The 25,955-nt window shown below is 73.8% G+C and carries 23 protein-coding genes and 1 tRNA gene; 15 read left to right on the top strand and 9 right to left on the bottom strand.

What is annotated here, in order from left to right:
- Positions 1-12: 12 nt before the first annotated feature.
- The 4 genes from F593_RS0105620 to F593_RS0105605 all read left to right on the top strand — a co-directional run bounded on the left by F593_RS0105620 (position 13) and on the right by F593_RS0105605 (position 3,802).
- Positions 13-843 (top strand): hypothetical protein, encoded by an 831-nt coding sequence (locus tag F593_RS0105620; RefSeq protein WP_022927777.1) that lies wholly within the window; start codon positions 13-15, stop codon positions 841-843.
- 11 nt (positions 844-854) lie between these two features.
- On the top strand, positions 855-2,135 hold the full coding sequence (locus F593_RS27395; protein ID WP_022927776.1) for an MFS transporter: 1,281 nt from the start codon (positions 855-857) through the stop codon (positions 2,133-2,135).
- Between the two features lie 113 nt (positions 2,136-2,248).
- Positions 2,249-3,676, top strand: a complete 1,428-nt coding sequence (locus F593_RS27845; RefSeq protein ID WP_022927775.1) for a coiled-coil domain-containing protein — start codon at positions 2,249-2,251, stop codon at positions 3,674-3,676.
- A 53-nt stretch (positions 3,677-3,729) separates the two neighbouring features.
- Positions 3,730-3,802, top strand: a tRNA-Ala gene (locus F593_RS0105605).
- Between the two features lie 322 nt (positions 3,803-4,124).
- Here the strand turns inward: F593_RS0105605 and F593_RS0105600 are convergent.
- Positions 4,125-5,039: a hypothetical protein gene (locus tag F593_RS0105600; RefSeq protein WP_157251598.1), complete on the bottom strand. Its 915-nt coding sequence runs from the start codon at positions 5,037-5,039 to the stop codon at positions 4,125-4,127.
- A gap of 4 nt (positions 5,040-5,043) precedes the next feature.
- Entirely contained in the window at positions 5,044-6,117 is a 1,074-nt protein-coding gene (locus F593_RS0105595) for a DUF262 domain-containing protein (protein ID WP_022927773.1), read from the bottom strand.
- Between the two features lie 895 nt (positions 6,118-7,012).
- Here F593_RS0105595 and F593_RS0105590 point away from each other — a divergent pair.
- From F593_RS0105590 to F593_RS0105555, 8 genes are all read left to right on the top strand, one after another.
- Positions 7,013-7,600: a class I SAM-dependent methyltransferase gene (locus F593_RS0105590; RefSeq protein WP_022927772.1), complete on the top strand. Its 588-nt coding sequence runs from the start codon at positions 7,013-7,015 to the stop codon at positions 7,598-7,600.
- Positions 7,601-7,615: 15 nt separating this feature from the next.
- Positions 7,616-8,806: a ParB/RepB/Spo0J family partition protein gene (locus tag F593_RS27840; RefSeq protein ID WP_022927771.1), complete on the top strand. Its 1,191-nt coding sequence runs from the start codon at positions 7,616-7,618 to the stop codon at positions 8,804-8,806.
- 131 nt (positions 8,807-8,937) lie between these two features.
- Complete coding sequence (locus F593_RS27835; RefSeq protein ID WP_169449153.1) at positions 8,938-10,293, top strand: glycosyltransferase family 4 protein; 1,356 nt, start codon at positions 8,938-8,940, stop codon at positions 10,291-10,293.
- The gene (locus F593_RS0105575; RefSeq protein WP_022927769.1) at positions 10,290-10,955 is read left to right on the top strand and encodes a class I SAM-dependent methyltransferase; all 666 of its coding nucleotides are present in this window, start codon (positions 10,290-10,292) and stop codon (positions 10,953-10,955) included. Before F593_RS27835 ends, F593_RS0105575 begins: the two co-directional genes overlap by 4 nt.
- Positions 10,956-11,031: 76 nt before the next feature.
- Positions 11,032-11,256: an AbrB/MazE/SpoVT family DNA-binding domain-containing protein gene (locus tag F593_RS0105570; RefSeq protein WP_022927768.1), complete on the top strand. Its 225-nt coding sequence runs from the start codon at positions 11,032-11,034 to the stop codon at positions 11,254-11,256.
- Positions 11,257-11,258: 2 nt separating this feature from the next.
- On the top strand, positions 11,259-11,663 hold the full coding sequence (locus tag F593_RS0105565; protein WP_022927767.1) for a type II toxin-antitoxin system VapC family toxin: 405 nt from the start codon (positions 11,259-11,261) through the stop codon (positions 11,661-11,663).
- 54 nt (positions 11,664-11,717) lie between these two features.
- Positions 11,718-12,548 carry a helix-turn-helix domain-containing protein gene (locus tag F593_RS22700; RefSeq protein ID WP_157251595.1) on the top strand — a complete coding sequence of 277 codons (831 nt, stop codon included), beginning with the start codon at positions 11,718-11,720 and terminating at the stop codon, positions 12,546-12,548.
- A gap of 10 nt (positions 12,549-12,558) precedes the next feature.
- A complete protein-coding gene (locus F593_RS0105555) occupies positions 12,559-12,960 on the top strand; it encodes a VOC family protein (RefSeq protein ID WP_022927765.1) in 402 nt (133 codons plus the stop codon).
- Between the two features lie 113 nt (positions 12,961-13,073).
- Here F593_RS0105555 and F593_RS0105550 read toward each other — a convergent pair whose 3' ends face one another.
- Positions 13,074-15,179, bottom strand: coding sequence for a phosphoinositide-specific phospholipase C-related protein (locus tag F593_RS0105550; protein WP_022927764.1), 2,106 nt, complete (start codon positions 15,177-15,179; stop codon positions 13,074-13,076).
- 123 nt (positions 15,180-15,302) lie between these two features.
- Complete coding sequence (locus F593_RS0105545; protein ID WP_022927763.1) at positions 15,303-15,896, bottom strand: DsbA family protein; 594 nt, start codon at positions 15,894-15,896, stop codon at positions 15,303-15,305.
- A 107-nt stretch (positions 15,897-16,003) separates the two neighbouring features.
- Here F593_RS0105545 and F593_RS0105540 point away from each other — a divergent pair, with 107 nt between their 5' ends.
- Positions 16,004-16,210 carry a hypothetical protein gene (locus F593_RS0105540; RefSeq protein WP_022927762.1) on the top strand — a complete coding sequence of 69 codons (207 nt, stop codon included), beginning with the start codon at positions 16,004-16,006 and terminating at the stop codon, positions 16,208-16,210.
- A gap of 19 nt (positions 16,211-16,229) precedes the next feature.
- On the opposite strand, the gene F593_RS0105535 is transcribed toward F593_RS0105540, so the two are convergent.
- Positions 16,230-18,200 (bottom strand): BTAD domain-containing putative transcriptional regulator, encoded by a 1,971-nt coding sequence (locus F593_RS0105535; protein WP_028721461.1) that lies wholly within the window; start codon positions 18,198-18,200, stop codon positions 16,230-16,232.
- A 115-nt stretch (positions 18,201-18,315) separates the two neighbouring features.
- Here F593_RS0105535 and F593_RS0105530 point away from each other — a divergent pair, with 115 nt between their 5' ends.
- A complete protein-coding gene (locus F593_RS0105530) occupies positions 18,316-19,194 on the top strand; it encodes an alpha/beta fold hydrolase (protein ID WP_022927760.1) in 879 nt (292 codons plus the stop codon).
- Positions 19,195-19,227: 33 nt separating this feature from the next.
- Here F593_RS0105530 and F593_RS0105525 read toward each other — a convergent pair whose 3' ends face one another.
- The 3 genes from F593_RS0105525 to F593_RS0105515 form a co-directional block, all read right to left on the bottom strand.
- A complete protein-coding gene (locus F593_RS0105525; RefSeq protein WP_022927759.1) occupies positions 19,228-19,521 on the bottom strand; it encodes a hypothetical protein in 294 nt (97 codons plus the stop codon).
- Positions 19,522-19,808: 287 nt separating this feature from the next.
- Complete coding sequence (locus F593_RS22695) at positions 19,809-21,374, bottom strand: 4Fe-4S binding protein (RefSeq protein WP_022927758.1); 1,566 nt, start codon at positions 21,372-21,374, stop codon at positions 19,809-19,811.
- Entirely contained in the window at positions 21,374-22,369 is a 996-nt protein-coding gene (locus F593_RS0105515) for an AurF N-oxygenase family protein (RefSeq protein WP_022927757.1), read from the bottom strand. Before F593_RS0105515 ends, F593_RS22695 begins: the two co-directional genes overlap by 1 nt.
- A gap of 232 nt (positions 22,370-22,601) precedes the next feature.
- On the opposite strand from F593_RS0105515, the gene F593_RS29780 reads away from it, so the two are divergent.
- Positions 22,602-25,217, top strand: coding sequence for a metallophosphoesterase family protein (locus F593_RS29780; protein WP_022927756.1), 2,616 nt, complete (start codon positions 22,602-22,604; stop codon positions 25,215-25,217).
- A gap of 88 nt (positions 25,218-25,305) precedes the next feature.
- Here F593_RS29780 and F593_RS0105505 read toward each other — a convergent pair whose 3' ends face one another.
- On the bottom strand, positions 25,306-25,923 hold the full coding sequence (locus tag F593_RS0105505; RefSeq protein ID WP_022927755.1) for a hypothetical protein: 618 nt from the start codon (positions 25,921-25,923) through the stop codon (positions 25,306-25,308).
- Between the last annotated feature and the right edge of the window lie 32 nt (positions 25,924-25,955).

Here is a 25,955-nt window from a genome sequence, read left to right as displayed (position 1 = left end):
ACCGTGCGCGCCATGCCCGAGACCGTGCGAGTGGCCGTGGCGATCGCGACGCCGGACGGCGTCTGGGTCGTCCCCCGGCAGGGCGAGGACGGTGAGTTCGCCCCCTCGCTGCTCGTCGGCTACGCCGACCCGACGCGGGACATGGAGGAGCGAGAGCGGGTCGCGCTGCACCTCGTCCACACGCGGTTCCACCCGTGGGTGACGGACTCCGACCTGCACCCGGTCGCGTACTTCCCGGTCGCGGAGGGCGACGTCGACGAGGTCGCCGTGTTCTGCGCGTTCTCGGACGTGGCCGAGCCGCCGATCGACCCCACGCTCGAGTGCATCGACGCGGGGGAGATGCCGCGCCTCGCCCTCGGCATGCGCGACCCCGCGGTTACCATCGCGCTGCTGTACGCCGAACTCCACGGCCGTCGGGGCGAGCCCGACACGCCGTTCAGCCCTCATGTCGATCCGCCGGCGCCCGACCAGAGCCTGGCGCTGCTCCACGAGGAGCCGACCGCCGACGGCGCACGGTGGAGCGCGACGTTCTCGTGCGAAGTCACCGGCGAGGGGAAGTCGATGCGAGGCCCTCAGAAGGTGCACGCCGACGAGGCGCTCGCGTGGGGCCGGGAGCACGCCGACGTCGTGCTGCTGTCGACCGGCGAGCGGGTCGGCCAGCCGTACAACGCGGGGACCCAGCTCGACGACGACCCCGAGACGGGCGAGCCGTGGCCGCCGGTTCCCGACCTCTCGGGGCTGGCGCCGAGGCCCATCCGCCCCGAGCACGTCACGTACCTCGTGCCGCTGAACCCGCTGGAGCCGGGCACGCCCGAGGGACCCGGGCTCGACACCACGCGGTAGCGTCCGCACCCGTGCGGCGCGGCGTGGCGATCGACCTCTCGCCGCTGCGTGCCTCGCCCGACCTGCGGCTGCTGCTGGCGAGCCGGACCGTCACCGCGCTCGGCAGCCGGATCACCCTGGTGGCGGCGCTGTTCCAGGTCAAGGCGCTGACCGGCTCGGTGCTCGCCGTCGGGCTGCTCGGCGTGGCGGAGGTGATCCCGATCGTGCTGCTCAGCCTCTTCGGCGGCGCGCTCGCCGATCGCATGGACCGCCGCACGTTGGCGGTCGGCTGCGAGCTCGGGTTGGCCGTCGCCGCGGTGGGGCTCGTCGTCAACGCCGCGTTGCCCGACCCCGCGCTCTGGCCAATCTTCGTCTGCGCCTCGGTCATCGCGGGGCTCTTCGCACTGCAGCGGCCGTCCCTCGACGCCGCCGTCCCGCGGGTCGTCGCGCCGGAGCACCTGACGGCCGCCGCCGTCCTGTTGACGGTCGCCGCCGACGTCGCCTCGATCGTCGGCCTCTCCCTCGGCGGCATCCTCGCCGCGGGACCCGGCGTCACCGTTGCCTACGCGCTCGACGCCGCGACGTTCGTGGTCTCCGCCGCCCTGCTGTGGCGGTTGCGGCCGATCCCGACGCGGTCAACGGCGCGCGGGCGGATCGTCCGCGAGATCGCCGGCGGCGCCCGCTACGCCTGGCGTCACCCGGAGCTGCGCGGGTCATACCTCGCCGACCTGGCGGCGATGGGTTTCGCGTTCCCCTACGCCCTGCTGCCGTTCCTGGCTGACGACCTGGGCGCCCCATGGGCCGGCGGGTTTCTACTGGCGACGATCGCGGCGGGCGGCCTGCTCGCCTCGGTCACCAGCGGCTGGACGGGCCGGGTGCGTCGCCACGGCCGCGTCGTCCTGCTCGCCGCCGCCACGTGGGGCGTCGCGCTGGGGCTGCTGGGCGTGATCGACAGCCTGGCCCTCGCCTTCGTCCTGCTCGCCGTGGCCGGCGCCGCGGACGTCGTCAGCGCCGTCTTCCGCGACGCCCTCTGGAACCTCACGATCGACGACGACTACCGCGGCCGCCTGGCGGGCGTCGAGGTCCTGAGCTATGCGGGCGGCCCACCGCTCGGCCAGGCCCGCGCCGGGGTGACGGCCGACCTCGCCGGCCTGCACGCCGCGTTCTGGACCGGAGGGATCCTGACGGCGGCATCGATCGCGGCGATCTGGGTGACACACCGGCGACTCGTGGAGTTCGACGCGGACGAGCTCGACGCGGGGAAGTTCGAGGCGGGCAAGCACGCCGCGATCTCGAGAACCCAGCCGGGTTAAGACGCGTTCGTCCGCACGACGGCCAGACCCGGTAGTCCCAAAGGCCTACCCGCCGGTCGCCCCCTGCCGCCGACGGTCGACGCCCCACACGCGGACCTGGAATCCTGCGCCGGATGGCCGGAACCCCGCGATCGCCCGACGCGCGCCCAGAGGGTCCCCCCGCCCCCGGCGCCGGGGCGTCCGCGACGGCTCCCGAGGCCGGCGACCGCGTCGCCCGGATCGTCGCCGCGGCCGAGGAGGCCGCCGCCCGCCTGGGTCGAGAAGCCGAGGAGCGCGCCACCGCCCGGATCACCGCGGCCGAGCGCCGGGCCGACGAGCGCATCGCGGAGGCCGAGCGCGCCGCCCACCTGCGCATCGAGGCCGCGGAGTCCGAGGCCCATGACCTGCTGCGCGACGCCCGCCGCGACGCCGAGCGGCTCGTCCAGCAGGGCCGCGCGCTGATCGAGCAGGACGGCGAGATCGCCGCCCGCGAGGCCCAGGCCGAGGCCGACCGCGTGCTGCGCGAGGCCGACGAGCAGGCCGAGCGCGTGGCGCGCGACGCCGAGGAGCGGGCGACCCGCCTCCAGCGCGAGGCCGACGTCCGCGCGGCCCAGGTGCGGCGGGAGGCCGAGGAGGAAGCCGCCCGGGGGCAGCGGGCGGCCGAAGCCGAGGCGGAGCAGGCGAGGCGTGAGGCCGAGGCGGAGGCCCAGCGAGCGCGACGCGAGGCCGAGCACGCGCGAGGCGCGGCCGAGGCGGAGGCCGAACGCCTGCGGCGGGAGGCCGAGCGCGCGCTGGCCGACGCCGAGGCCGAGGCGGAACGAGCCCGGGTCGCGGCCGAGGCGGAAGCCGAACGGGCACGAGCGGAGGCCGAGCGCCTCGCCCGCGAGGCCGAGGAGTGGGCCGCGCAGGCCGAGCAGGAGGCGCGTGCCGAGGCCGCCCGGCTGGGCCAGGACGCGACCGCGACGCTCGAGAGCGCCCGCCGACGGGCCGAGGCCGCGGCGGAGGAGGCGACGCGCCGGGCGACGGAGCAGGCCGCCGAGCTGCTGCGCCGCGCCGAGGCGGACGCGGAGGCGCGGGTGCAGGCCGCGCAGGCCGAGGCCGCCGCACAGGTGCAGGCGGCCGAGGAACGGGCGCAGGCCGTCCACCAGCGGGCGACGAACGCGGCCCAGGGCATCACGGCTGACGCCCAGCAGACGCGCGAGGAGGCCGAGCGCCTGGCCGCCGCGACGGAGCAGGAGGTCCAGCGCCGCTCGAGCACCCAACTGGCCAAGGCCCGCGAGACCGCCGCGCTGGTCCTCCGCGAGGGCGAGACGCTGGCGGGCGACCTGCGCGAGCTCGGCCGCTCCCTGGACGTCAACGCGAAGATCCTTCTCGACGATGTCCGCGCCACCCACGCCGCGCTGATCGGCGCACTGGACCGCGTCACCCCGAACGCCGGCGGCCGCCCGCCCCGCACCGCCCCGCGTGACCCCCGCCGCCCCGAGGGCGCCCGCACCACCCGCCGCGGCCCCGGCGAGTCCGGTGACCCCCTCGAGCCCCCGGAGTTCCTCCGCGGCCGCTGACCCCGACCGCACGACGCGCCCCCACGACGCCGTGCTACTTTGATCGTCGTCCTGGGGCTATAGCTCAGCTGGAAGAGCGCCTGCATGGCATGCAGGAGGTCGACGGTTCGAGCCCGTCTAGCTCCACCTCAGGCGCAGGACCGAAGGCCCCGCACCGCGGGGCCTTCGTCATTCCGGGACGCAGGCACGCCTCTACGTTAAGGCGACAGAACACCCGCCGCGCCTACACCGCATCAAGAGGTTCCGGCCTGTGCACCGTGATGATGAGGCCATGGGCGTCGAAGGCCCCGATCACCGCAGCCCAGCCCCTTGGTGGTATGCGCTCGGTCGATAGTGGTCTCAACAAGGGGACGCTCATGGACGCCGGAATCCGAGCGTCTGGGGAGCTCAAGACCATGCTCGCCACCCAGCGTTCTAGGCTGACCACGCCCTAGCCACCACCGTCCGATTAACCGATGGCCGGCACCGCCCATCGTGTGAGATCGCCAGTCGCAGACTGTGCAATCACCGCCTCGCGGTCGGTACAGCGCCCCGCAGCCGCGCTGAACAACGCACTCGCGTCCCGGTCCGTCCGGTAGGCGCGCCTCGCACCTTCCAGCATCTCTGCGGAGTCGCGACCGCGGTCAACGACTCTCCGGAACTGCAGCGACGTTCCGTCGATCGCGTCCGTGTTCTTGAAGAACGCTTGGCTGCCTGTCCTGAGCTGAGCTGCAGCGATCGACGCCAACACGTCGAAACACGCCGCGGCCGCCGTAACCCGCTCGGGAACGGACCGCAACCAGAGGGCGGTGACCCCGTGCCGGGCCTCGTGGGCGCATTTATGGCGTTCCCTGGCTAGATCGTCAATGGCCACCCTGAGGTCGAGACTTCCGTACCCCATCCTGGTGGCAATGGCGTTGGCTGTGACCCATGGATCCTTGACGTGAAAGGCCCTTAGTATCTGGTGGTAATCGTCCGATGCCATGTTGCTTCCAGACCACATCCACGTCAGCGGCGACAGCTCGAGCGTTCGATCAACCGCAGAAAGCGAGGCCCCCAGACTGCGTGCGAATGCACGGAGGGTTGCCGGCTCGCGCCCCATACGACGCACTCGGCCGCTAGCCACGGAAATGGTATTCTTAATGGCTCGAACTTGGAGTGCGTCCGGAAGGTCTACGAACTGCGAGCTACCGGAATTAACATGACTGGCGATTTCTCCCATTCGTCCGGCGATGAATGTCTCAAGAAGGTTGAACCCCGAGACGGTCAGCCCCCTTCTTAGAAGATCGCCCACCGCATCTCCGGCGCGGACTACTGGGTCGTCAACCGCGGTCTTGAATGCTTCGACGGCGACGAGAAGATCATCCCTAGTGGTAGATGCCATGGCGCTAGGACGCCACCCGTGATAGCGCCTCAATCATGCTGTTCGTGCGGTCCCGAAGCCGTTGTGGTGTGTTCGTAGCCCGCCGGACGTTCTCGTCAAAATCCGGATCAGCGAATAGTGCGTCTGTCGCTTGGACAACCTCCGCAGCCTTAGAGCGGAGGGCCTTTCGCTGCTTCGGACTGAGGGCGACGAGCCCGATCATCTCGGCGTCGAAGAGCCCAGCTAGGGCTTGATCGCGACCAGGCCGCTTGAACGCACGGTCACCCCAGATTGCTTGCGCGTCAGCCATCGCATCCTCAAACCTCCGCCGCAGTGGTTCTAGCTCACTCGCCGCTGCGAACCTCCGTTCTGCCATGAATCTGTCGAGCTCATCCCGGAGCCCGCCACTGAAGGTCCGCCAGGTCTCACTCAGCATGAAGAACCGGAGCACAAACTCCACGTCCATCATCTGCCGATATGCCTGCGAGTTCGGCGGCTCGACCTTGAACTGCTTCCTGAGAAACACGTTCTCGCCGAGGCTGACGATCAGGTCGTTGAGGGGGCCTCGGTACGCGACATTGCGGATCTCCTGTGCGTTGAGAACCTCACCGCCGGTATTCAGGCGAAGAAACACTTCATGCTTGAGTGCCTCGTCAGACTGACGCAGCAGAGTCGTCACACGGAGACTCTTCATGCCAAGCGGATTCCGTACCCCATCCGGCAGATCCGAGTAGCGATACCCGTTGAGCACTGGGAAACGCGACAACCCACGAAGCTGCAATTCGTCACTAAAAAATGCCGAGATCGACGTTAGCCGCTGCTTTCCGTCGATCACGGCGTAGCTGCCCATCCGTGCAGCGTCTTCAGCCAGGTACACGGGAGGCACGGGGATATTGCTGAGCAGGGACTCGATTAGGAGTGACTGACGATGCGTATCCCAGCGATCGCGCCGTTGGAAGCTCGGCGCAACGTCGATCGCCCCTGAGGCAACCAGTGACGCGAGGGTCAGCAGCCCTTGGTCCGCAACCTCAAGGACCGCCGCCTCCTGCGCCTCTCGAAACCTCATCACGATCGCGTCGTCGAAGTCGCCTGTGGTCATCGGATCTCCCAGTTGAGTGACGGTAGTATTCGTCAGGGGCAAGGACGTATTGTTCACGACGGGCGGACACCTTGGTGACCGCCCCGTACTGGTCTCTTTTGCCGGTGCTCGAACGATTCCTCCTTGAGCTCCCCCTCACCCGTTCGCTGCGGGACCGGTCGGCCCCAGCCGCAAACTGGGAACCGGGTCCCAGCCCCAGACGCCCAAGTGAGGCGGGGGTCCCTATCCGTTTTGCGTAGTGACCCGCACCAACACAGAGCTGGGGGATACTGCCGCCTCCCAATCTGCCAGCGGCCGAAATCGTACCTTCACCCCATCGGGGTCGGTGCGGAATCATTTACGACTGACGCGTTCTGCCACAGAGTGGCGGCGACTAGCCGTGACTCGGGATCAGTAACCGTCAACCACGTCCTCGACACGGCCCTGTTGCGAACCGAGCAGAGGACGACCTCGACGTCGGGGGGTCCGCGGTCGGTCGAAGCGGACTGCGAGCTGGGCGTCGGGAGCCTCGGAACGGCGCCTGAGTCAAACGTCCGGCTCCGCCCTAACGGTTGGCGGGCGGCTCGAAGCGAGACCCTTCACTTAACGCGAGCTTTGTCGAGTCGCTCGATCTCGGAACCCATTTTCCGCATGTCGCGTGAGATTTTCGACGGGCTCCGACGCCGAGCGAACGGGCATCCGTGGTCGCGGCGGTGACCTCGTAGACCGTGCAACACTGCCGTCTCGGCGCACGGCCCGGGAATACACCACAACCGCGCAGCAGGCCACCACCCAGGACCAAGGTACCGTCGCCCGGGCGCAGCACGACTTGATCGGGATCGAGATCCTGGGGCCGCTGCTCTCGGCCGGGGCTACCTGCGGTAGATCTCCGGAGCCTTACCCGCCTCTCGGGCTCGTGTCGGTTTGCGAAGAGACTGTCCTCGGCGGACGCCGTCGGGTCGTCGAGCTGGGCTCGGGCACGAGCACCGTGCTGCTCGCGCACCCGCTCCGGGAGCAGGGACGTGGCTGCGCGCTCGATGCCGTCGAGCACCACGCGGGCTGGAGGGACCGGGTCAACGAGATGCTGGCGGACGAGCACCTCGCGTCCTCCGCCCGCGAGACCCTCGTCCCGCTCGCCTCGCACCCGCACGGCCGTGACGGCCTGCCGGGGTACGCCCAGGGCGCGCTCGCCGACGTGCTCGAAGGCACGCCGGTCAAGGCCCTGATCTTCAACGGTCCGCCCGCGTTCGAGCCGGGCGACGCCCTCGCGCGCTACCCCGCGCCGCCGGCGTACCTGCCGAAGCTCGCACCCGACTCAGTGGTCGTCCTCGACGACGTGATCTGCGCCGGCGAGGCCGACATCGTGGACCGCTGGGAGGCGCTGTCGGCGTTCTACTTCGACCGCCGGGCCCACGAGGACATCGCGTTTCGGCCGGGTGCCGGCTTCGGGCTGAGCGGGCCCGCCCCTCCGCCCCCCCACCGCTCTAAGGTGCCCCGTCGATGACCAGGACGGTGCCCCATGTCGGTTGACGATTTCCAGAGCGGTGAGGAGGCGGTCGCGCAGCTCAACGCCGAGCGGGCGGAGAAGGAGCGCGAGCGCCTCGCGGCCGAACTGGCCGCCGAGCCGGAGTACGACACGGCGAAGAAGGACCACGTCCGGCAGGTCGTGAGCGTCGACAAGATCGCCGCCGATCGCAACATCCGGCCGGACCTGCCCGAGATCCACGATCTCGCGCTGTCCATCCGCCAGCGTGGGCTGCTCACCCCGCCGCTCGTCCGCCGCAAGCCCGGCGGCGACGGGGAGTTCCTGCTCGTCGCCGGCCACCGGCGGCACGCGGCGATTCAAGCCCTTGGGTGGGAGATGACGCCGGTCGACGAGATCGTCGACATCGACGAGGACGAGGCGTTCGAGATCCAGCTGCTCGAGAACGTGCAGCGGGTGCAGCTCGAGCCGATGCAGGCCGCTCGCGGGCTGCGGCTGTTGATGAAGCGCCGCGATGGGGCGAGCGCCGCCCAGGTCGCCCGCTCCATCGGCCTCTCCCCCACGTGGGTGCGCCGGCACCTCAAGCTGCTCGAGCTGCCCGACGAGGTGCAGGCGCGGGTGGCCGACGGCGACCTGTCGCTGACGATCGCCGACCTGCTGCGCCGGCAGACCGACAAGGGCACGATCACCAGCAAGCAGGCGATCGACCTGGCCGGGCAGGTGGCGAAGGGCGACATGACGCCCGCCGAGATCAAGGCGACGTTCGGCGAGAGCTCCGGGCCGAAGGCGCCCGCGCCGGTCAAGGGCGTGTTCCGCCCCGGCGACGGACCCGAGCCCCGCGGCGGCGACAACTGGTACGACGAGGGCTCGACCGGCGGCGACGCGCCCTCGCGCGAGTACGTCGTGCCCGACCACCGGCCGGTGCGCAACGAGGACGGTTCGGAGGGCGGGGACGCCGTCCCGGCCGCCTGGGACACGAGCGCGCCCCGCGGTCTGGCGGGCGAGGCGACGGACGGGCAGGTCCAGGCGCAGCTCGACCGCTACCTCGTCCGTTGGCTGGCGGAGCACAACAAGACGGTGGGAGAGGCGGTTGAGCTGCCCTCCGACCTGGACGACCTGGGCGCCGGGGACGTGGCGACCTGGGTTCGCCGCTGCGCGCAGGCCCTGCTGCGGGCGGACAAGCCCGCCGCGGCCGCGCACCCGGACGCGGTCAACCGGGTCCTCTGAGGACGGGCCCGGTCTGCGCGTCGGCCTGCCCTGCAGGCCGGCCAGCGTAGATGCCCGTTGCCCCAAGACCCCAAACCCACGAGTCCCGAAAAGACACAGGACGGCCGCACGATCGGCGTAGCGTCGCTCTCGTGCCTCGACGTCGTGATTCCGTGCGGTCCTCCACCCTGGATCGAGACACGGCGTCCGGCCCGTCCACGGCGACCCGCTCGGCAGCCCGCGACAGCGCGACCACGCGCGCTGCGGGCCGCGACGGCGCGACCGTCGTCGACCTCCCCGCCCGCCGTCCTGGCCGCACCGTCCGCAACGGCACCGGGCCCGCCGAGCGTTCGTCCCGGCCGGCCGGCCCGGTCGGCCCCGCCGACCGCTCCTCCGGCTCCTCCGGCCCCTCCGAGCTCGTCGTCCGCGTGCTCGCCAAGCTCGAGCCCGGCGGCGCGCAGCTCTCCGCCCTGCGGGTCGTCCGCGGCCTGGACGACCTCGGCGTGCGTTCACGCGTCCTGGTCGGTTGGGCGTCCGACGACGGCCTGGCGCTCGCCGCGCGGATGGGTGTCGAGGTCGACGTCTACGGCGCGGCGGGCGATCTGCAGTGGCGCGCCGACGAGGGCTTCCGGCGCTGGCTCGCCCCGCGCCTGCAGGGCGCCTGCGCCGTGCACGCGCATATGTTCGGGGCCTGGTGGGCCGCGGCCGGCGCGGTGCCCGCGGGCGTGCCGCTTGTCGCCAGCGAGCACAACGCGCTGACGTGGCCGACCGGGCCGCCGAGCGTCCGCCTGGCCGACGCCCTGGCGCGCGTCGACCGCTTCTACGCCCACGGGCCCGGCGCGCGGGCGGCGATCCTGGCCGCCGGCCTCGACCCGCGGCGGATGCGCGAGGGCGTCTCTCCCCTCCCCGACCTGGGCGGTGCCGCCGACCCGGCCCTGCCGTCGCCGCGAATCGTCTTCGCCGGGCGCCTGCACGCCGAGAAGGGCCCCGACGTCCTGCTCGACGCGCTCGCCCTGCTGCCCGACGCCCCGCCGCTGCAGATGCTCGGCGACGGCGCGATGCGTCCCGCGCTCGAGGCGCAGGCCGACGCGCTCGGGCTGCGCGACCGGGTGACGTTCCGCGGGTGGCAGGCACGCCCCAGCCTCACGATCGCCGGCGCCTCTGTCCTCGTCGTCCCCTCCCGCGACGAGTCGTGGTCGCAGACCGCCGTGCTCGGCATGGCCCACGGGGTGCCCGTCATCGGCACCGACGTCGACGGCCTGCCGCACACCCTCGGCAACGACCGCGGCATCGTCGTACCGCCCGAGGACCCGGCCGCGCTGGCCCGGGCGATCGACGACGTGCTCGCCGGCCGCCGCGAGATCGACCTCGTCGGCGCCCGCGCCTACGCCCGCCGGTTCGCGACCGACCGCGTCGCCGCCGGCTACGCCGCCTCCTACCGTGAGCTCGCGAGCGCCACCGCGCTCGGCGAAGCCTCCATCCCCGCAACGAACGTGGTGTCCGCATGACCCAGAACCAGGGCACCGTCGCCTGGACCCAGCACGACCTGATCGGCCTGGAGATCCTGCGGCCGCTGCTGTCGGCCGGCCCCTACCTGCCGTGGAGCTCGGGCGCGATGCGCGCCTCCGGCCTCGTGTCGATCTGCAACGAGATCGTGCTCGGCCAGCGCCGGCGGATCGTCGAGCTCGGCTCGGGCACGAGCACCGTGCTGCTCGCGCGTCTGCTCCGCGAGCAGGACCGCGGCGGCACGCTCGACGCCGTCGAGCACCACGCCGGCTGGGCCGACCGGGTCAACGAGATGCTGGCGGCCGAGGACCTCTCGTCCTTCGCGCGGGTCACGATGGCGCCGCTCGCGCCGCACCTGCACGGGGTCGATGGGCTGCCGTGGTACGAGGAGGGTGCGCTCGACGCCGTGCTCGAGGGCCCGCCGGTCGAGGTCCTGATCGTCGACGGTCCGCCCGCCTTCGAGCCGGGCGACGCCCTGGCCCGCTACCCGGCGCTCCCCGTGTGCCTGCCGCGCCTCGCCCCCGACGCCGTGGTCGTGCTCGACGACGTAATCCGCGCCGGCGAGGCCGAGATCGTGGAGCGCTGGGAGGCCCTGTCGGCGTACCGCTTCGACCGCCGCGCGGACGAGGGCATCGCGTTCGGGCGGGTGCCGGCGGCGGCCTGAACACCCCGGGCGTTGGAGGCCGAACCAGGCCCCGCGCCCAGTAGTACCGCCCGGTATTACCCGGTACGCTGACCCCATGCGCGTGACGAGCAAGGGCCAGGTGACCATCCCGCTCGAGGTGCGTCGGCGCCTCGGCATCGAGCCGGGCAGCGAGGTCGACTTCCGCGTCGACGCGGAGGGCGCCCGGCTCGTCCGCCGTACCGGGGGCGACGGCGAGGCCCTCGTCTCCGGGATGCGCGGGCGCGCCACCACGCGGATGACCACGGACGAGCTCCTCGCGCTCACGCGCGGCGAGGACTGAGCGTGCCCCACGGGACGCTGGTGGACTCGAACGTCCTCCTGGACGTCCTCACCGACGACCCACGGTGGAGTGCCTGGTCGGTGAAGCACCTGGCTGCCGCGTTCGACGCCGGTCCGGTCATCATCAACCCGCTGATCTACGCCGAGCTGTCGGTGGGATTCGAGCGGATCGAGGAGCTGGACGACGTCCTGCCGGCCCGCATCGAGCGCGAGGACCTGCCGTGGGACGCCGCCTTCCTCGCCGGCCGCTGCTTCCTCCGCTATCGCCGCGGCGGCGGGACCAAGCGTGCCCCTCTCCCCGACTTCTACATCGCGGCCCACGCAGCGCTCACCGACCGTGCGCTCCTCACGCGTGATCGCCCCCGCCACGCCGACCTGCTGCCGAGCCTGCACGTCATCGCGCCGTAGGCGGCCATGACGACGGGCCTGGACATCCGCCGCCGCACCCCGGACGATGGGCCCGTGGCACCCGACGTCGCCACCGCCCTCCCCCGCCCCGAGCTCGCCGGCCACCTGGGACGCCTCTGGGGTGTCCGGTCGATCGGCGCGCCGGAGCAGCACACCGAGCCGTGCGTCCCCGGGACGGCGCTGATCCTCGTGCTCGAGCACGACTGGGCGATCGGCACGGGACCCGACGCGCCGCTGAAGCGCATGGGCGCGTCGTTCGCGGGTGGGATCTCGCTCACCCCCGCCGTCTCCCGCCACGAGGGCCGGGTCCACGTGCTGCAGGTCGACCTCACCCCGCTGGGGACCGCCGCGGTGCTCGGGGTGCCCGGGGCCGCACTGGCGGGCGCGGTCGTCGGCCTGGGCGACCTGGTCGGCGAGCGGGACGGCGCGTTGCTCGTCGAACGCCTGGCGTGCGCGACGACGTGGGACGCCCGCTTCGCGCTGCTGCAGGACTGGATCGGGCGTCGCGTGCGCGACGCCCCCGTCCCCCGGCCCGACGTCGCGTGGGCCGCTGCGCGCATCGACGCGACGGGCGGCCAGGTGCCCGTCGAGCGGCTCCAGCGCGAGCTCGGCTGCTCCCGCCGTCACCTCTCGAGCCGGTTCCGCGAGGCGGTCGGGGTCGGCCCGAAGGCGTACGCGCGCCTCGTGCGCTTCGGCCGGGCCAAGCACCTGCTGCAGCAGAGCGCCATGGACCTCGCGACCGTCGCGGCGTCGTGCGGCTACAGCGACCAAGCCCACCTGACCCGCGAGGTGCGGGCGCTCTCGGGGCTGACGCCCGCCGGGATGCGCGCCGACGCCCCCTCGACGGTCACGTCCGTTCAAGACGGGGGCCGGGACCGCCCGTAGGTTGCGGTCCATGTCCCAGGTCATCCCCACGTTCCGCGTCCACGAGCGGGCCACGCTCCAGCACTGGGTCGACGCGTTCGGCCTGCAGCTCGCCTCCGTGCACCCCGCCGACGGGCCGGCCGTCGACCACGCCGAGCTGCGGCTGGGCGACGGCTGGATCATGGCGGGCACGTCCCGGGACGAGCGCGTCGGCCAGCCGCCCGGGACCGGTGCGACCTACTGGGTGCTCGACGACGCCGCGGCGGTCGACGCGGTCCACGCCAGCGCCGTCGCGGCGGGCGCGACGTCGGTCATCGCGCCCCGCGGCCCCGAGTACGGCGGCCGCGAGTGCGTGCTGCGGGACCGCGAGGGCAACGTCTGGTCGTTCGGGACCTACGCGCCCGGCGACGCAGGCGCGGCCGGCGGCGCGTGAGGCGCGGCTGACGACGCGTGAAGCGGCTGACGACGCGTGAAGCGGCTGACGACGCGGGAGGCGGCTGACGACGCGGGGAGCGCGGCCCACCGGAGGGGCCCCCGGATCGTCCCTCAGACCCCGTCCCGGTTCAGCTCCCGCACGACCTTCAGCAGGTCCCCCCGCTGGTAGAAGTCCACCGCGATCGAGTTGGGCTTGCGCCCGAGTCGCTCCTCGCAGCTCTTCACCCGCCTGCGCAGCACGCCCGCCTCGTTCGCGCGGGCGGCCCGCCCGGCCGGCGGCGGGAACCGGTCGATCCAGTGGTTGGCGATCAGCAACGGGTTGTCCGGGGTGCCGCGGCCCGGGGCGCACGAGGCCTGGTCGTCGGTGAACTTGTCGATCGACGTGTTCTGCGCGAGGACGAACGCCGGCTGGTGCCACGGCTCGTCGCCGCCGTCGCGCTCGTCGAGGACGATCAGGCGGCGGCCGGTGGTGATCAGGTCCTTCATGCGCGGCATCGGGCCGGTGCGCGGGAGGGTCGCGAGGTAGTCCTCGAGGCCTGCCTTGTCGAACGCCTCCTCGATCTCGGTCGGGTCGACGCTGGACTCGAGCATCACGATCAGCACCTCGGAGCGGTTGCGCTCGAGGAACCCGCGGATGTCCTTCAGCGTGCCGCCGAAGCTCTCGGCGCCGAGCTCGCACAGCGAGTGGCACAGGTAGATCCGCCGCTCGCCGTCGGAGGGCACGAGGCCCAGGCGACCCGCGAGCTGCTCGGCCGCGCCGATCGCATCGGTGCCCAGCTCGGCGGCCACGCGGTTGCGGGTCGTGCCCTCGGCCTCGAGGTCGGTGCGGATCCGGCCCTCGCGGTTCACCACGCCGTAGTGCGGGTCGATCATCAGCAGGCGGATGCCGTCGTCGAGCTGACGCGGGATCGGCAGGCGCTGGTTCGCGAACAGCCAGCCCGGGCGGTCGGCGGCCGACATCGAGTTGTGGGTGCCCGGGAAGACGACCTGGTCCAGCCGGCGGTCGCAGAGCTCCGGCAGGCCGTTGCAGGCCGTGACGTCGGCCGGCTTCAGCGGATCCGCGCCCCCGCCGTTCGGGAGCACGATCGCGACCGCCACGGTCGCGGCGACCGCGCCGGCGGCGAGGCCCCCGACCAGCGCTCGGCGCCGCGTGCGTCGACGGTCCTCCGCGGAGCGCGCCCGGCGGGCGGTGCGCAGCGGCGAGACGACCTCGGCCAGGCCCGCGAGCACGATCGCCACGCCGATGGTCGCGATGATGATCCGGGCCAGCAGCCCGGCGTCGAAGAGGATGACCGCGCCCAGCGCCGCAGCCGCCATGCCGCGTGCGACCCGCGCCGCGACGGGCAGGGATCCGTCGCCCAGCACGGCAGAGGCGCGGCGGAGGACCCACGCCCGGTCGATGCGGCGGTCGGCGATCACGACGCTCCCGAACAGCAGCGCGCCGAGCGCGCCGACGCCGAGCAGCACGCTGCGCAGGTCGCCGGCGAACGCGTCGAACGTGGCGCGCGCCGCCTGCTGCGCCTCGTCGTCGGAGATCACGCCGACGGCCTGCGCGTGGGACACGACCTCCGTCCCCAGGGCGGAGACGGCGAGCGCCCCGAGGAGTCCGCCGGCGGTGAGGGCGACCCCGGCGCGGAAGACGGCGCGCCGCCGGTCGTGGGCCAGCGCGACGATCGCGACGACGCTCAGCACGCCCAGGCCCAGCAGGGGCCACGCGACGTTCGAAATTCGGTCGGCGGTGCGGGTGACGGCCGAGGCCGCGTCCGTCCGCCGGATCGTGGCGATCTGCGGGCGCAGGTCCTGGGGCAGGCTGCGCGCGAGCTCGGGGGATGCGGTCCGCACCGCGGGCACGAGCACCTCGCGCAGCGCCGCGAGCTCGACCGCGACGTCGGTGTCGCCGCGCAGCAGCACTCCGTGGGCGGTGACCGCGGCGCGGCGGAACACGTCCTCGAACTGCCGGGTCTGCAGCACCGCCTCGATCGCGGTCAGGACGAGCGGGCGCGCCGCGACCAGGTCGGGCGCCTGACGCTCGAGCACGTCGACGGCGACCTCCTCGGCGATCACCGTCTGGACCGCGTCGGACCGCAACGCGGCGACGCCGCGGTCGGCGAACGCCTCCGGCTCGGCCAGCTCGGTCTTCACGTACACCGCCGCGATCCCCGCGACGACGAGCGCCACGGCGAGCGCCAGCAGCGCTCCTTGTCGCAGCGTGGTCACGGACGCAGTGTTTCAACGCGAGGCGGCTCGGCGTCGCGGCGCCCGGGGCATGGCGCCCAACGCCCGGCCGCGAGCGCTGCCCGTCGCGACGCATCCCGTGCCGCCGTCGGAGACGTGCCGCGCTCAGTCGGCCGATGCCCCGAGCGCGCGCGCCGCGTCCTCGAGCCGGTCGTCGCCCCAGAACCGCTCCGCGCCGACCTCGACGGTCGGCACGCCCGTGACGCCCCGACGCGCCGCGGTCTCGGTGGCGTCCCGCAGCGCCGCCTTCAGGTCGGGCCGCTCGACCGCCGCCGCCAGCGCGTCCACGTCGGCCCCGACGGCCCGGGCGGCGTCCCACACCACCTCCGGGTCCGTCAGGTCCTGGCCGAGCCCGAGCCCCACACGGAACGCCTCGAGCGAGAACTCCCGCAGCAGGCCCTGCTCGCCGGCGGCCAGCGCCGCCCGCGCCGCCAGGACGGAGTACGTGCCGAGCGGCCAGTCGCGCGGCCACGTCAACGGCAAGCCGAGTGCGGCGGCGCGCTCCTCGCAATCGCGCATCCGCCGGTCGCGCTCCGCGCCGAGCTGCAGCGACCACGGCACCTTGCCGATGGACTGTGCCAGCGCCCCGAACAGGATGGGCTGCCACCGCACCGGCATCGGCATCAGGCCGTTGATGCGGTGGGCGCTGAAGTACGCGTATGGGGAGCTGAACTCGTAGAGGAAGAGCGGTGCGGTCATGTCTCGCGGCCGGGGGCGGCTGGTCCGGATGACGCCCGACCCTACCGCCGGTCGCGTACGGCACCAACCGCCGGGTGCTCCGTGGCACCCGCCAGTAGCCTCGCGCCATGTCCTACGTCGTCGCCGCCCTCCTCGTGCTCTTCGGGCTCGCCGTCGTCCTCGACCTCGGCGGCCTGGCGACGTGGGGCTCGCAGGACCGGTCGGGTCCACGCGGCGCCGACGGCGAGGTCGGGCAGGTCCGGCCGTTGTGGGTCACGAAGGCGGTCGGTGTGATCGCGATCGGGATGGCGATCCTGCTCGTCACCACGAACTAGGCCGACGCGGGGTCGGCGATTAGCGCGACGGCGACCGGGAGGACGAGGGCTCCGCCGGGCCCAGGTAGCTCGCCACCGGACCGAGCGCGAACAGGCCGCTGCCCGCCCCCGCGATCTCGGCGGCGGCGGGCTCGAGAGCGACCCGGGCCCGTTCCGCCGTCTCGGCGTCGTTCAGCAGCGTCGCGGCGCGGGCGACGAGGCACCAGAGCGCCTCCTGCAGCAGGTCGGCCGGCGGGTCGGGCACCGCGCGCACGGCGTCCCCCGCCGCGACGGCGTCGTCGGCGGCGAGCAGGACGAAGGGGCGCGCCCAGGGCTCGAACGGCCCCCAGTCCTCGTCGGCGTCGACCGGCGCGTCCATGCCGCGGCACACCCGCAGGCACAGGCGGACGAGCGCGGGCAGGCCGCCGGCCATGCCCGGCATCCCCGCCGACTCGAGCGCGGCGACGGCCCGTGCGTAGGCGCCCGCGACGGCATCCCACCCAACGGTCGCGTCGAGCGTCAAGCGCCGCACCTCGTGCCAGCGGACGAAGACGGCGATCAGCGGGACCTCGTGCCGCTCCGCCAGCGCCGTCAGCGCGGCCGCGTGCCCGTCGGCACCCGTGGGGTCGTCGAGGGCCCCGCGGGCCTGCAGGCGGACGAGGTGCCCGAGCACCTCGAAGCTCGTCAGCCCGTGGCGCGCGGCGGTCTCGATGAGCTCCGCGCCGAGGGCGTCCCGCCGCGGCGCCAACCCGGTTCGGCCGAAGGACTGCATCAGCACGCCGTTGAGCGCGAAGGAGAGGAGCGACGGGTCGCCCAGCCCGCGCGCGATCCGCTCGGCCTCCGCGGCCGCCTCGGCGGGACGACGGCCACCGGTGCCCCGCGACTCGACCGCGATCGTCGCCAGCAAGCGGGCGCGCAGCCCGTCGCCGGCGCCGGCGTCGAGCCGGATCAGCGCCCGCTCCGCGGCCCGGACGATCCGCGCCGCCTGCTCGGGGTCGTCGCCGCGCGGCCAGATCGCGGGCACGTCGTAGCCGCCGATGACCCGCGCGGTCAACTCCGCATCGCCCAGCTCCTCGGCCGCTTCGACCGCCTCGAGCCGGCCCGCCTGCACGGCCTGCAGCCCCGGGCCACCCGCGCCGACCGCGAGACCGCGCAGCATGTCGACGGACGACCGCAGCCGGACCCGCGGCGGCACGGAGCGGTCGTAGGCCGCCGCGGTGCTCGCCCAGAGCCGGCCGACGGCCGAGTCCGCCGGCGGGTCGAGGTGCTGCGCCTGCCGCAGGACGTCGACCTCGAGCCGCCGGAGGGCGGCTCCCGGCTCGACGCCCAGCCCCTCGTCCATGAGTGAGCGGGCGCGGCGCAGCGTGGCCAGCGCGTCCCCCTGACGCCCGCTGCGGTAGAGGGCGAGCGCCAGCAGCCGCCACGCCTCCTCCCGCCAGGGCTGCTCGACCGTCAGGCGCTCCAGGTCGGCGACCGCCTCGCCGGTGCGACCCAGCGCCAGCGCCGCCGCCGCGTGGCGTTCGCGCGCCAGCAGCCGCAGCTCCTCGAGCCGTGCCCGCTCGCCCTGCGCCCACGAACCGTCGCCGACGTCGGCGTACGCCGCGCCGCGCCACAGCGCGAGGGCCTCGCCCAGCGCGTCGAGCGCCGCGTCCGGCGGGAGCGCCGCGGCGGCCTGCACCGCACGTTCGAAGCGCCACGCGTCTACCGCCCCGGCGTCCAGGTGCAGCGCGTAGCCCGGGCCGTGCGTCACGAGGACCCCCGCCGGCGCGCGCGGCGCCCGGTCGGGCTCGATCACCCGCCGGAGTTCGCCGACGAACGTGCGGATCGCGCCCGCCGCGCCCGCCGGCGCGTCCGCCCACAGGTCCTCCGTCAGCCCCGCGACCGTCACGACCTGCCCCCGGGCCGCGATCAGGCGGCCCAGCAGCTCGCGGTGCCGGCGCCCCCGCAGCGCGAGCGCCTGCCCGTCGCGGAGCGCCACGACGGGGCCGAGCACTCCGAAGGTCACCTCCACCACGTTCGCCCGCCCTCTCGCACCGTTGGCCGCTCACGGTACCGCGCGCTGATCGATCGCTGATCGGGCCCCGGGAGGCTCCAGCTCCACCCACGAACGAAGGCCCTCCCGAACGATGCACCCGACCATCCCCGGCTTCGCCGACCACCGACTCCGCGTCGCCCCGAACGTCACGCTCCGCGCCGCCGTGAGCGGCGCCGGCACCCCGATCGTGCTCCTCCACGGGTTCCCGCAGACCCATCTGATGTGGCGGCACGTCGCCCCCGCGCTCGCCGACCGGCACACCGTCATCTGCCCCGACCTACGCGGCTACGGCGACAGCGACAAGCCCGACGCATCCGATCCCGAGACGTACTCCAAGCGCACGATGGCCGCCGACGTCGTCGCCCTCGCCCGGGAGCTCGGCCACGACCGCTTCGCGCTCGTCGGCCACGACCGCGGTGCCCTCGTGGCGTTCCGCGCCGCACTCGACCACCCCGAGGCGGTCTCCCACCTGGCGTGCCTCGACGTCGTCCCCACCCTCGACACCTGGGAGGTGCTGAGCGGCACGGGCGCCGCCGTCGCGTTCCACCTGTACCTGATGGCCCAGCCGCCCGGGCTCCCGGAGCAGATGATCGCGGCCAGCGCCGACGCGTTCTTCGGCCACTTCCTCGACGCCTGGAGCGCCGGGCCCGACGCCCTGCCGGCGGACGTGCGCGCCGCCTACCTCGACGCGTGCCGCGGGGCCGTCCCGTCGATCGTCGCCGACTACCGCGCATCCGCCGGCGTCGACGTCGACCACGACCAGGCCGACCGCGACGCCGGGGCGCGACTCGCGATGCCGACCACGGTTCTGCAGCAGGACTGGGGCGCCGCGCTCGGCTACGACGCCGCCGGCGTCTGGCGCGCCTGGGCGCCCGACCTGCACCACCAGACCACGACCGCCGGGCATTTCATGGCGGAGTCGGCGCCGCAGGAGGTGGTCTCGGCGGTGGAGGCGCTCCTGCGGCGCTGACGGGCGGGGTCGCGCTGGACTACGCGGCGCCCTCTAGCAGCGGAGCTGACCGGTACGCACCCACAGGTCGCTGTTGTTGTTCTTCGTGTGCCCGTAGGACCAGAACACGCCGTTCACCAGGGTCGTCGAGTGCCCGTAGAAAGCGTCGCCCGTGTGAAGGATCCAGTCCACGGGCCCGACGCCGGGGCCGTCGCCGTAGAGGTAGACGTTGCTCTGGTTGGCCCAGCACGTGAACGCCGGGGTCCCACCGGCGGCAGCGGGTCCGGCGGTGCCGAGCGCGAGTGCGGCGGCACTCGCCAGCCCGACCGCATAGTGACGAAGCTTCATATGATCTCCTCTGCTTGGGTCTCTGGTGACGGCCCGCGCCACGGTGAAGACACCGCCGCACAGACCCCCGACGCCAAACCGCCGGCTCCACCGGCGGGCGTCGCGTACACCATATACATACGGGCTTGTCGGGCGCAAGAACGCACCGCCCGGATCCTCGCGAACACTCCCCGCGTGCTGACCTCGACCCAGGGCTCGTCGCCTCCGTCACCACCGTGGAGGGCAACTTCACCCCCGCGGACGCCCTCCAGTCGGCCCCCACAGCCCCGCCCCTTGGCCCTGCCCCCTCAGCCCCGCGCCGCCAGCAGCTCCCCGGCCAGCGCCCGCAGCCGCTCGCGCCGCCCGGGCGCCGCCGGCTCCGGCTCGGGCTCGATCACCGGCGACGGCAGCCGTCCGGCGTTGTAGTCCTCCACGAGCGCCGCGACCGTCTCCTGCGAGCAGCCTTTGTTCGTCCCGATGAACCCGGAGGGCCCGCGCTTGATCCAGCCCGCGACGTAGGTGCCGGGGTGCGGCTCGGCCGTGGCGGGGTCCACGACCCGGCCGGACGCGTTCGGCACGACGCCCCGCGCCGCGTCGTAGGGCAGGTCGCCGACGGGCAGCCCGCGGTAGCCGATCGAGGTGACGATCAGGCCGGCGTCGAGGATCTCGGTCTCCCCCGTGCCGACGACGGCGCCGGTCGCGTCGACCGTCGTCCGCTCGACCTCGAGCCCGGCGACGGCGTCGCTCCCGGCCTCGGGGCCGACGGCCGTCCCGCCGCCGACCACGCGCACCGGCGCCCGGCGGTACCGCAGCGCGATCGTCCGGTCCCCGTCGGTGGCCGCGGGCAGCTCGCGCAGCAGGTCGATCTTCGCGTTGCCGGGCGCGACGCCCGCCAGCTCGGAGTCCTCCACGTCGACCGCGACGCCGGGCGTGGCGCGCAGGCCCACGAGCTCGGGCAGCGTGAACGCGGAGCCCTCGATGCCGCGGCGCGCGACGACCACGACCTCCTCGATCCGGCTTGCCCGCAGGGCCTCGAGCGCCTCCGGGGCGATCTCGCTGCCGTCCAGCGCCTCGGGGTCCATCGTCAGGACACGGGCGACGTCGAGGGCGACGTTGCCGTTGCCGATCACGATCGCGCGACGGCACGAGAGGTCGATGGCGCGGGCGGCGTGGTCGGGGTGGCCGTTGTACCAGCCGACGAGCTGGGTGGCCGAGACCACGCCCGGCAGATCGGCGCCCGCGACCTCGAGCTTGCGGTCGGACGCCGCGCCGACCGCGTAGATCACCGCGTGGTGATCCTCGAGCAGGCCCTCGTGGGTGACGTCGCGTCCGACCTCGACGCCCAGGTGGAGCGTCAGCCCGGGGTGGTCGGCGATCCGCTCCATCTGCCGGCTGACGCGGCGCGTGCGGCGGTGGTCCGGAGCGACGCCGGAGCGCACGAGCCCGTGCGGACGGTCGAGCCGCTCGTACACGTCGACCCGCGCGCCGGGCACGGTCAGGAGCTCCTCCGCCGCGTACATCGCGGCGGGGCCGGAGCCGACGATCGCCACGCGCAGCGGCTCGCCGCGGTCGCGCACCCGCAGCGGCGGGCGGACCGGGGCCATCTTCGGGCGGGGCCGCGGGGTCGCGTGGTACTGCGCGTTGATGACCTCGAAGGCGCGCTCCGCCTCCGTCAGCTGCGAGTGCGGCTTGATCGCGTCGACCGGGCACGCGCTGATGCACGCGCCGCAGTCCACGCAAGCCGTCGGGTCGACGTGGAGCATCTCGGCCAGCTCGAACGCCGGGTCGTCCGGGGTCGGCTGGATGCAGTTGACGGGGCAGGCGAAGACGCACGAGCCGTCGCCCACGCACGACTGCGTGACGACGTGCGGCATCAGGCCACCAGCTTCGCGCGGCGGTCGGGCTCGCCGCGGTAGAGCGACGGCGCGCCGCCGATGCCCAGGCGGTTCCAGACGCGCTTGGCGATCGGGTTCATCAGGCCGACGTCGGTGGCCAGGGCGCGCATGTCCCCGAAGTACGACGCCATCACCCGCTGCGAGTGCGGGCTGTGCCAGAACGCCTCGCGGTAGACGTCGTCCGGCACGGCGAAGCGCTTCTTGATCGTCCGCGGCATCGTCATGATCTCGCCCGCGAGCCAGCGCATGATGACCGGGAACGCGATGGACAGGCCCAGGCGCTGGACGCGGCTCATGCGCGGGATCCGCAGGCGCAGGAACTCGTCGGCGAAGGAGATGTGGCGGGCCTCCTCGGCGATGTGGATCTCCATCGTCCGCAGCACCGCCGGGGGCATCTCGGCCCCCTCCCGCAGGATCGACTTCTGGTAGTGGTCGATGGGCTCCTCGCCGGCCAGGATGCCGACCATCAGGAGCACGGGGAGGTAGCCGCCGACGAAGCCGAGGACCGGCGCGGCGGCCCGGAACGTCGGGCGCATCCCGGGCACGTCGGTGCCCGTCCGGTTGACGAGCTCCTGGAACATCTGGATGTGGTTGCACTCCTCCGTCATCTCGTGGAGGCAGTAGCGGAACTCGGGCGAGCCGTTCTTCAGGCCCATCGCGTAGTGCATGAGCCCGCGGATGAGGATGCTCTCGAACGCGCCGCCGACCTTGATCGCGTTCGTCACGCGCCAGCGGCCGATCTCGATCTGGCGCTCGCGGGGCTGCGCCTGGTACCAGGCGGTCGCGCCGAGCGGATCGAGGTCGGCGGAGAGGATCCAGCGCGGGTCCGCCGGGTCGATCTGCATCTCCGGGGCGTCCCAGGCGATGTCCTCGTACGGATCGAAGTGGACGTGCACGGAGCCCTCGGAGAGGGTCCTCAGCATCGCCTCGTACTCGTCGTCGTGGGTGCGGGTGCTCGGGGCGGTGGTGCTCATCGGGTTGCTCCCTGCTCGGTGGGATGGAGCACCGGGGTCGTTCCGGACCCCTGCGTGAGGGGCACGGGCGAGGCCGGTGGCTACGGATCCGTAGCGTAGCGAAACTACGGCCCCGTAGCCAAGGGACCGGCAGGCGATTCGTCCGACGGGTCACCACCACGTCACACCCGGGCCCCCTCGGCACTGGATCCTCGGCCGGGCCCGCAGCCGCCCCCTCCATCGGACCTCTTCCGTGCGCACCGCCACCACCCGCTTCCCCCGACGCCTCTCCTCCGTCGCCGCCCTCTCCTGCCTCGCCCTCGGCGCGGGGACGACCGTCGTCGCCCACCAGGCCGCGGCGCCGACCGCGGCCCACGCCCAGGCGCCCGCCGGCGACCCGACGCTGCTGACGGACCCGTTCCTGCAGCTGCCGACGGCCGACGGTGTGACCGTCGCCTGGATGACGGAGTTCCGCGGCGCCGACCACGTGGTCCTGGTGGGCGACGGCGTAGGCGGGCTCTCCGCCGGCGCGGCCGCCGACGCCGCGCGGACGGGGCGCGCCCCGGGCGTGCGCGTCGTCCCCGCGTCCAGCCGCCGGCTCAGCCGCGTCGGCGAGGACAGCGCGTCGTTCCTGCCCGCCGACCGCAAGCCGGCGGTCGGCGCGGGCATCGTGGACCGCGAGGTCTGGCGGCACGAGGCCGTCGTGGACGGGCTGACCCCCGGCCGCAAGACCCCGTACCGGGTCGTGTCGGGGCGGGACGGGTCGTACGTGAGCTCGGGCGCGTTCCGGCTCGCCCCCGCGCCGCCCAAGGGCGCGGGCCAGCGGATCCTGCTGACCAGCGACCACCAGGCCATGGTCAACACCCCGGCCAACCTCGAGATGGCCGCCAAGACGATCGGCGACATCGACGCCGTCTTCATGGCCGGCGACCTGGCCAACATCCCCGACCGCGCCTCGGAGTGGTTCGACGACACCCGCGGCAGCGCGTTCTTCCCCGTGCTGCAGGGCCGCGGCGGGCGCGTGTCGACCCACGGCGAGACCTACAAGGGCGCCGAGATCATCCAGAACGCCCCGATCTTCCCGGCGGTCGGCAACCACGAGGTGCAGGGCCGCCGGGCCGGCGCGACCACCCTGGGCGGGTCGTTCAACGCGCCCGTCCCGCGCGCGATCGTCGAGCGCGCGTACGCCGCGGCCGCCGACACCGTGAACCCGGGCCGCGACCCGCAGATCAAGGAGGACTGGATCCGGGAGAACTCCTTCAGCACCTCCACCTACGAGGAGCTCTTCACCCTGCCGAGCGACTCCCCCGGCGGCGAGACCTACTACGCGATCACGATCGGCGACGTCCGCCTGATCTCGCTGTACTCCACGCGCATCTGGCGCAGCAGCACGGCGAACCCGGCCCCCGCGGACCGCGCGTCGTCCACCCGGTACCAGGAGAGCCGCACGAGCCTCACCGATCCGTTGGCCCAGGGATACGGGGAGCACATCTTCGAGCCCGTCGACGCGGAGTCGGAGCAGCTGAAGTGGCTCGAGAAGGAGCTGCAGAGCCCCGAGTTCAAGAACGCCCGCTTCCGCGTCGCGATGCTGCACGAGGGTCCCCAGGGCCTCGGCGACAACATCATGCCGGTCTTCACCGACCCCGTCCGCACCGAGGAGCGCGACGCCACCGGCGCGCTCGAGGGCGTGCGCTACGAGTACCCGTCGTCCGAGAACCACCTCGTGAACGACCTCCAGCCGATGCTGGAGCAGGCGGGTGTCGACCTCGTCCAGAACGGCCACAGCCACCTGTGGAACCGCTTCCAGGGCGCCGGCGGCACCCACTTCCTCGAGACCTCGAACACCGGCAACACCTACGGCGCGTTCCACCACCTGAGCGGCCGCTCGCGGCCGCTGCCGCCCGCGCCGTGGCTCGCGTCGAACTACATGTCGATCGGCAACCCCGGCGGCCTCGCGCCGATCCTGCCGACGGACAGCCCGATGCTAGCGCCCAACGGCGTCCCGATGCCGTTCGTGCAGAGCAACGACCACAACGTCTTCACGGTGCTCGACACGGCGAAGAACGAGGTCGTCTCCTACATCTACGACGTGCGTACCCCGACGGTGCGCCCGAAGGTCCTCGACCGCTTCTCCCTCGGCCGCCCGGCGGGCCCGGACGGGACCGGGACCCCGGCGGCAGACGGGACCCCGAGCCCGGCTGACGGGACCGCGACCCCGGCGGCGGATGCGCCGCAGCCCCCGGCGGTCGGCGGCGCCGCCACCGGTGCGGCGGCGCCCGGCGCGCCGGCCCCCGGCGGTCCGGGCACCAAGCCCTCCCGCACCTTCGCCGCCGCGGGCAGCGCGCGGTACGGCACGGCGGCCACCGTCCGCGTGCGGGTCGCCGGGGCCGCCTCCGGCGTGGTCGCGGTCAGCAAGGGCCGCGAGCCGTTGGCCACCGGCCGCGTCCGCGACGGCGTCGCGCGCGTCGTGGTGCCCGGCACCGCGCTGCGCCCCGGCCGCCACCGCCTCACGGTCCGCTTCGCCGGCGACGCCGGCGTCGCGGGATCCGCCACGACCTCCACGGTCGTCGTCCGCAGCACCACCCCGAAGGTGACGGCCGCCGTCGCCCCCGGCCGGATCGTCGCCGGACGGACGCGGTCCCGCGTGAGCGTGCGTGTCACCGCGCCCGGTCTGCGTCCCGCCGGCCGGATCGTCGTCCGCGTCGGTGACCGGGTCCTCGGCCGCGCGACGGTCCGGGGCGGGCGCGCCACGCTGCGGCTGAGCCGCTTCGGCAGCGCCGGCCGCCACGCCCTGGCCGTCACCTACCGGGGCGACACCGGCATCCGCGCCCGGACCGTCACGGTGCCGCTGAAGGTCGCCCGCCGCTAGCGGGGCTCGCCCGCCCAGCGGGCCTCGCGCCCGGGTGGGGCGCAGGCGGGGGCGACGGCGGCCGCGAACGAGCGGCCGCCGCGCCGGGTCAGCCCCCGAGCGGCTCGGCGGCGTCGAGCCCCGCCGGGCGCTCAGGCGCAGGCGCGGTGCCGTAGTCCGTCATCCGCGCGGTGCTCGAGACCTTCAGCGTGGCCTTGCCGTTCGGCACGAGCTTCGAGAAGTCGACGTCGTAGTCGAACGCGTGGAGCAGGCCGCGGCCGTCGACGCAGCCGCGGATGGTGATATCGGGGGCGTCCCGCAGCCGCTCGGCGTCGGTGCCCGACCGCGAGGCGGTGTCGCCCGCGAACGCGACGAGCGCGAGCGTGCCCGCGAACGAGCGGCACGTGGCGCCGCCGAGCTGCTGCGTGTCGCCGACCGACGTGATCGTCGCCCGGGACAGCCGCCCGAACAGCGACACGGGGCTCGCCAGCGTCGCGGGGGTGGCGTCGTCGATGGTCCACCCCGCGTCGCCGACGGGGATCCGCGTGTACGTCTTGCCGCCCTCGACGTACGTCTCGGCCTTCAGGGCCTTCGCTCCGTCGCCGATCGACGCCGACGCCCGGTACCGGTCCTCGACCAGGTCGACGGTGCCGGTGCCCTGGCTGATGGTCTCGCCGCTCGCCTGCTTCGAGACGCTGGCGATGCGGGCGGTCTTCGCCTCCTTCATGGCCGCGGCGGTGCGCCCGAGGGCGTCGCGGA

This window comes from Patulibacter americanus DSM 16676, from assembly GCF_000420025.1.
Lineage (GTDB): Bacteria > Actinomycetota > Thermoleophilia > Solirubrobacterales > Solirubrobacteraceae > Patulibacter > Patulibacter americanus.
This window is presented reverse-complemented; position numbering and strand designations above follow the sequence as displayed.

What these genes read in the sequence shown, in the direction of transcription:
- F593_RS22695 (WP_022927758.1), bottom strand. Translation starts at nt 21,374, where the DNA reads ATGCCGCACGTCGTCACGCAGTCGTGCGTGGGCGACGGCTCGTGCGTC.
- F593_RS27845 (WP_022927775.1), top strand. Translation starts at nt 2,249, where the DNA reads ATGGCCGGAACCCCGCGATCGCCCGACGCGCGCCCAGAGGGTCCCCCC.
- F593_RS0105505 (WP_022927755.1), bottom strand. Translation starts at nt 25,923, where the DNA reads ATGAAGGAGGCGAAGACCGCCCGCATCGCCAGCGTCTCGAAGCAGGCG.
- F593_RS27840 (WP_022927771.1), top strand. Translation starts at nt 7,616, where the DNA reads ATGTCGGTTGACGATTTCCAGAGCGGTGAGGAGGCGGTCGCGCAGCTC.
- F593_RS0105545 (WP_022927763.1), bottom strand. Translation starts at nt 15,896, where the DNA reads ATGACCGCACCGCTCTTCCTCTACGAGTTCAGCTCCCCATACGCGTAC.
- F593_RS0105575 (WP_022927769.1), top strand. Translation starts at nt 10,290, where the DNA reads ATGACCCAGAACCAGGGCACCGTCGCCTGGACCCAGCACGACCTGATC.
- F593_RS0105525 (WP_022927759.1), bottom strand. Translation starts at nt 19,521, where the DNA reads ATGAAGCTTCGTCACTATGCGGTCGGGCTGGCGAGTGCCGCCGCACTC.
- F593_RS0105530 (WP_022927760.1), top strand. Translation starts at nt 18,316, where the DNA reads ATGCACCCGACCATCCCCGGCTTCGCCGACCACCGACTCCGCGTCGCC.
- F593_RS0105555 (WP_022927765.1), top strand. Translation starts at nt 12,559, where the DNA reads ATGTCCCAGGTCATCCCCACGTTCCGCGTCCACGAGCGGGCCACGCTC.
- F593_RS0105570 (WP_022927768.1), top strand. Translation starts at nt 11,032, where the DNA reads ATGCGCGTGACGAGCAAGGGCCAGGTGACCATCCCGCTCGAGGTGCGT.
- F593_RS0105595 (WP_022927773.1), bottom strand. Translation starts at nt 6,117, where the DNA reads ATGACCACAGGCGACTTCGACGACGCGATCGTGATGAGGTTTCGAGAG.
- F593_RS0105600 (WP_157251598.1), bottom strand. Translation starts at nt 5,039, where the DNA reads ATGGCATCTACCACTAGGGATGATCTTCTCGTCGCCGTCGAAGCATTC.
- F593_RS0105620 (WP_022927777.1), top strand. Translation starts at nt 13, where the DNA reads ATGCCCGAGACCGTGCGAGTGGCCGTGGCGATCGCGACGCCGGACGGC.
- F593_RS0105515 (WP_022927757.1), bottom strand. Translation starts at nt 22,369, where the DNA reads ATGAGCACCACCGCCCCGAGCACCCGCACCCACGACGACGAGTACGAG.
- F593_RS0105540 (WP_022927762.1), top strand. Translation starts at nt 16,004, where the DNA reads ATGTCCTACGTCGTCGCCGCCCTCCTCGTGCTCTTCGGGCTCGCCGTC.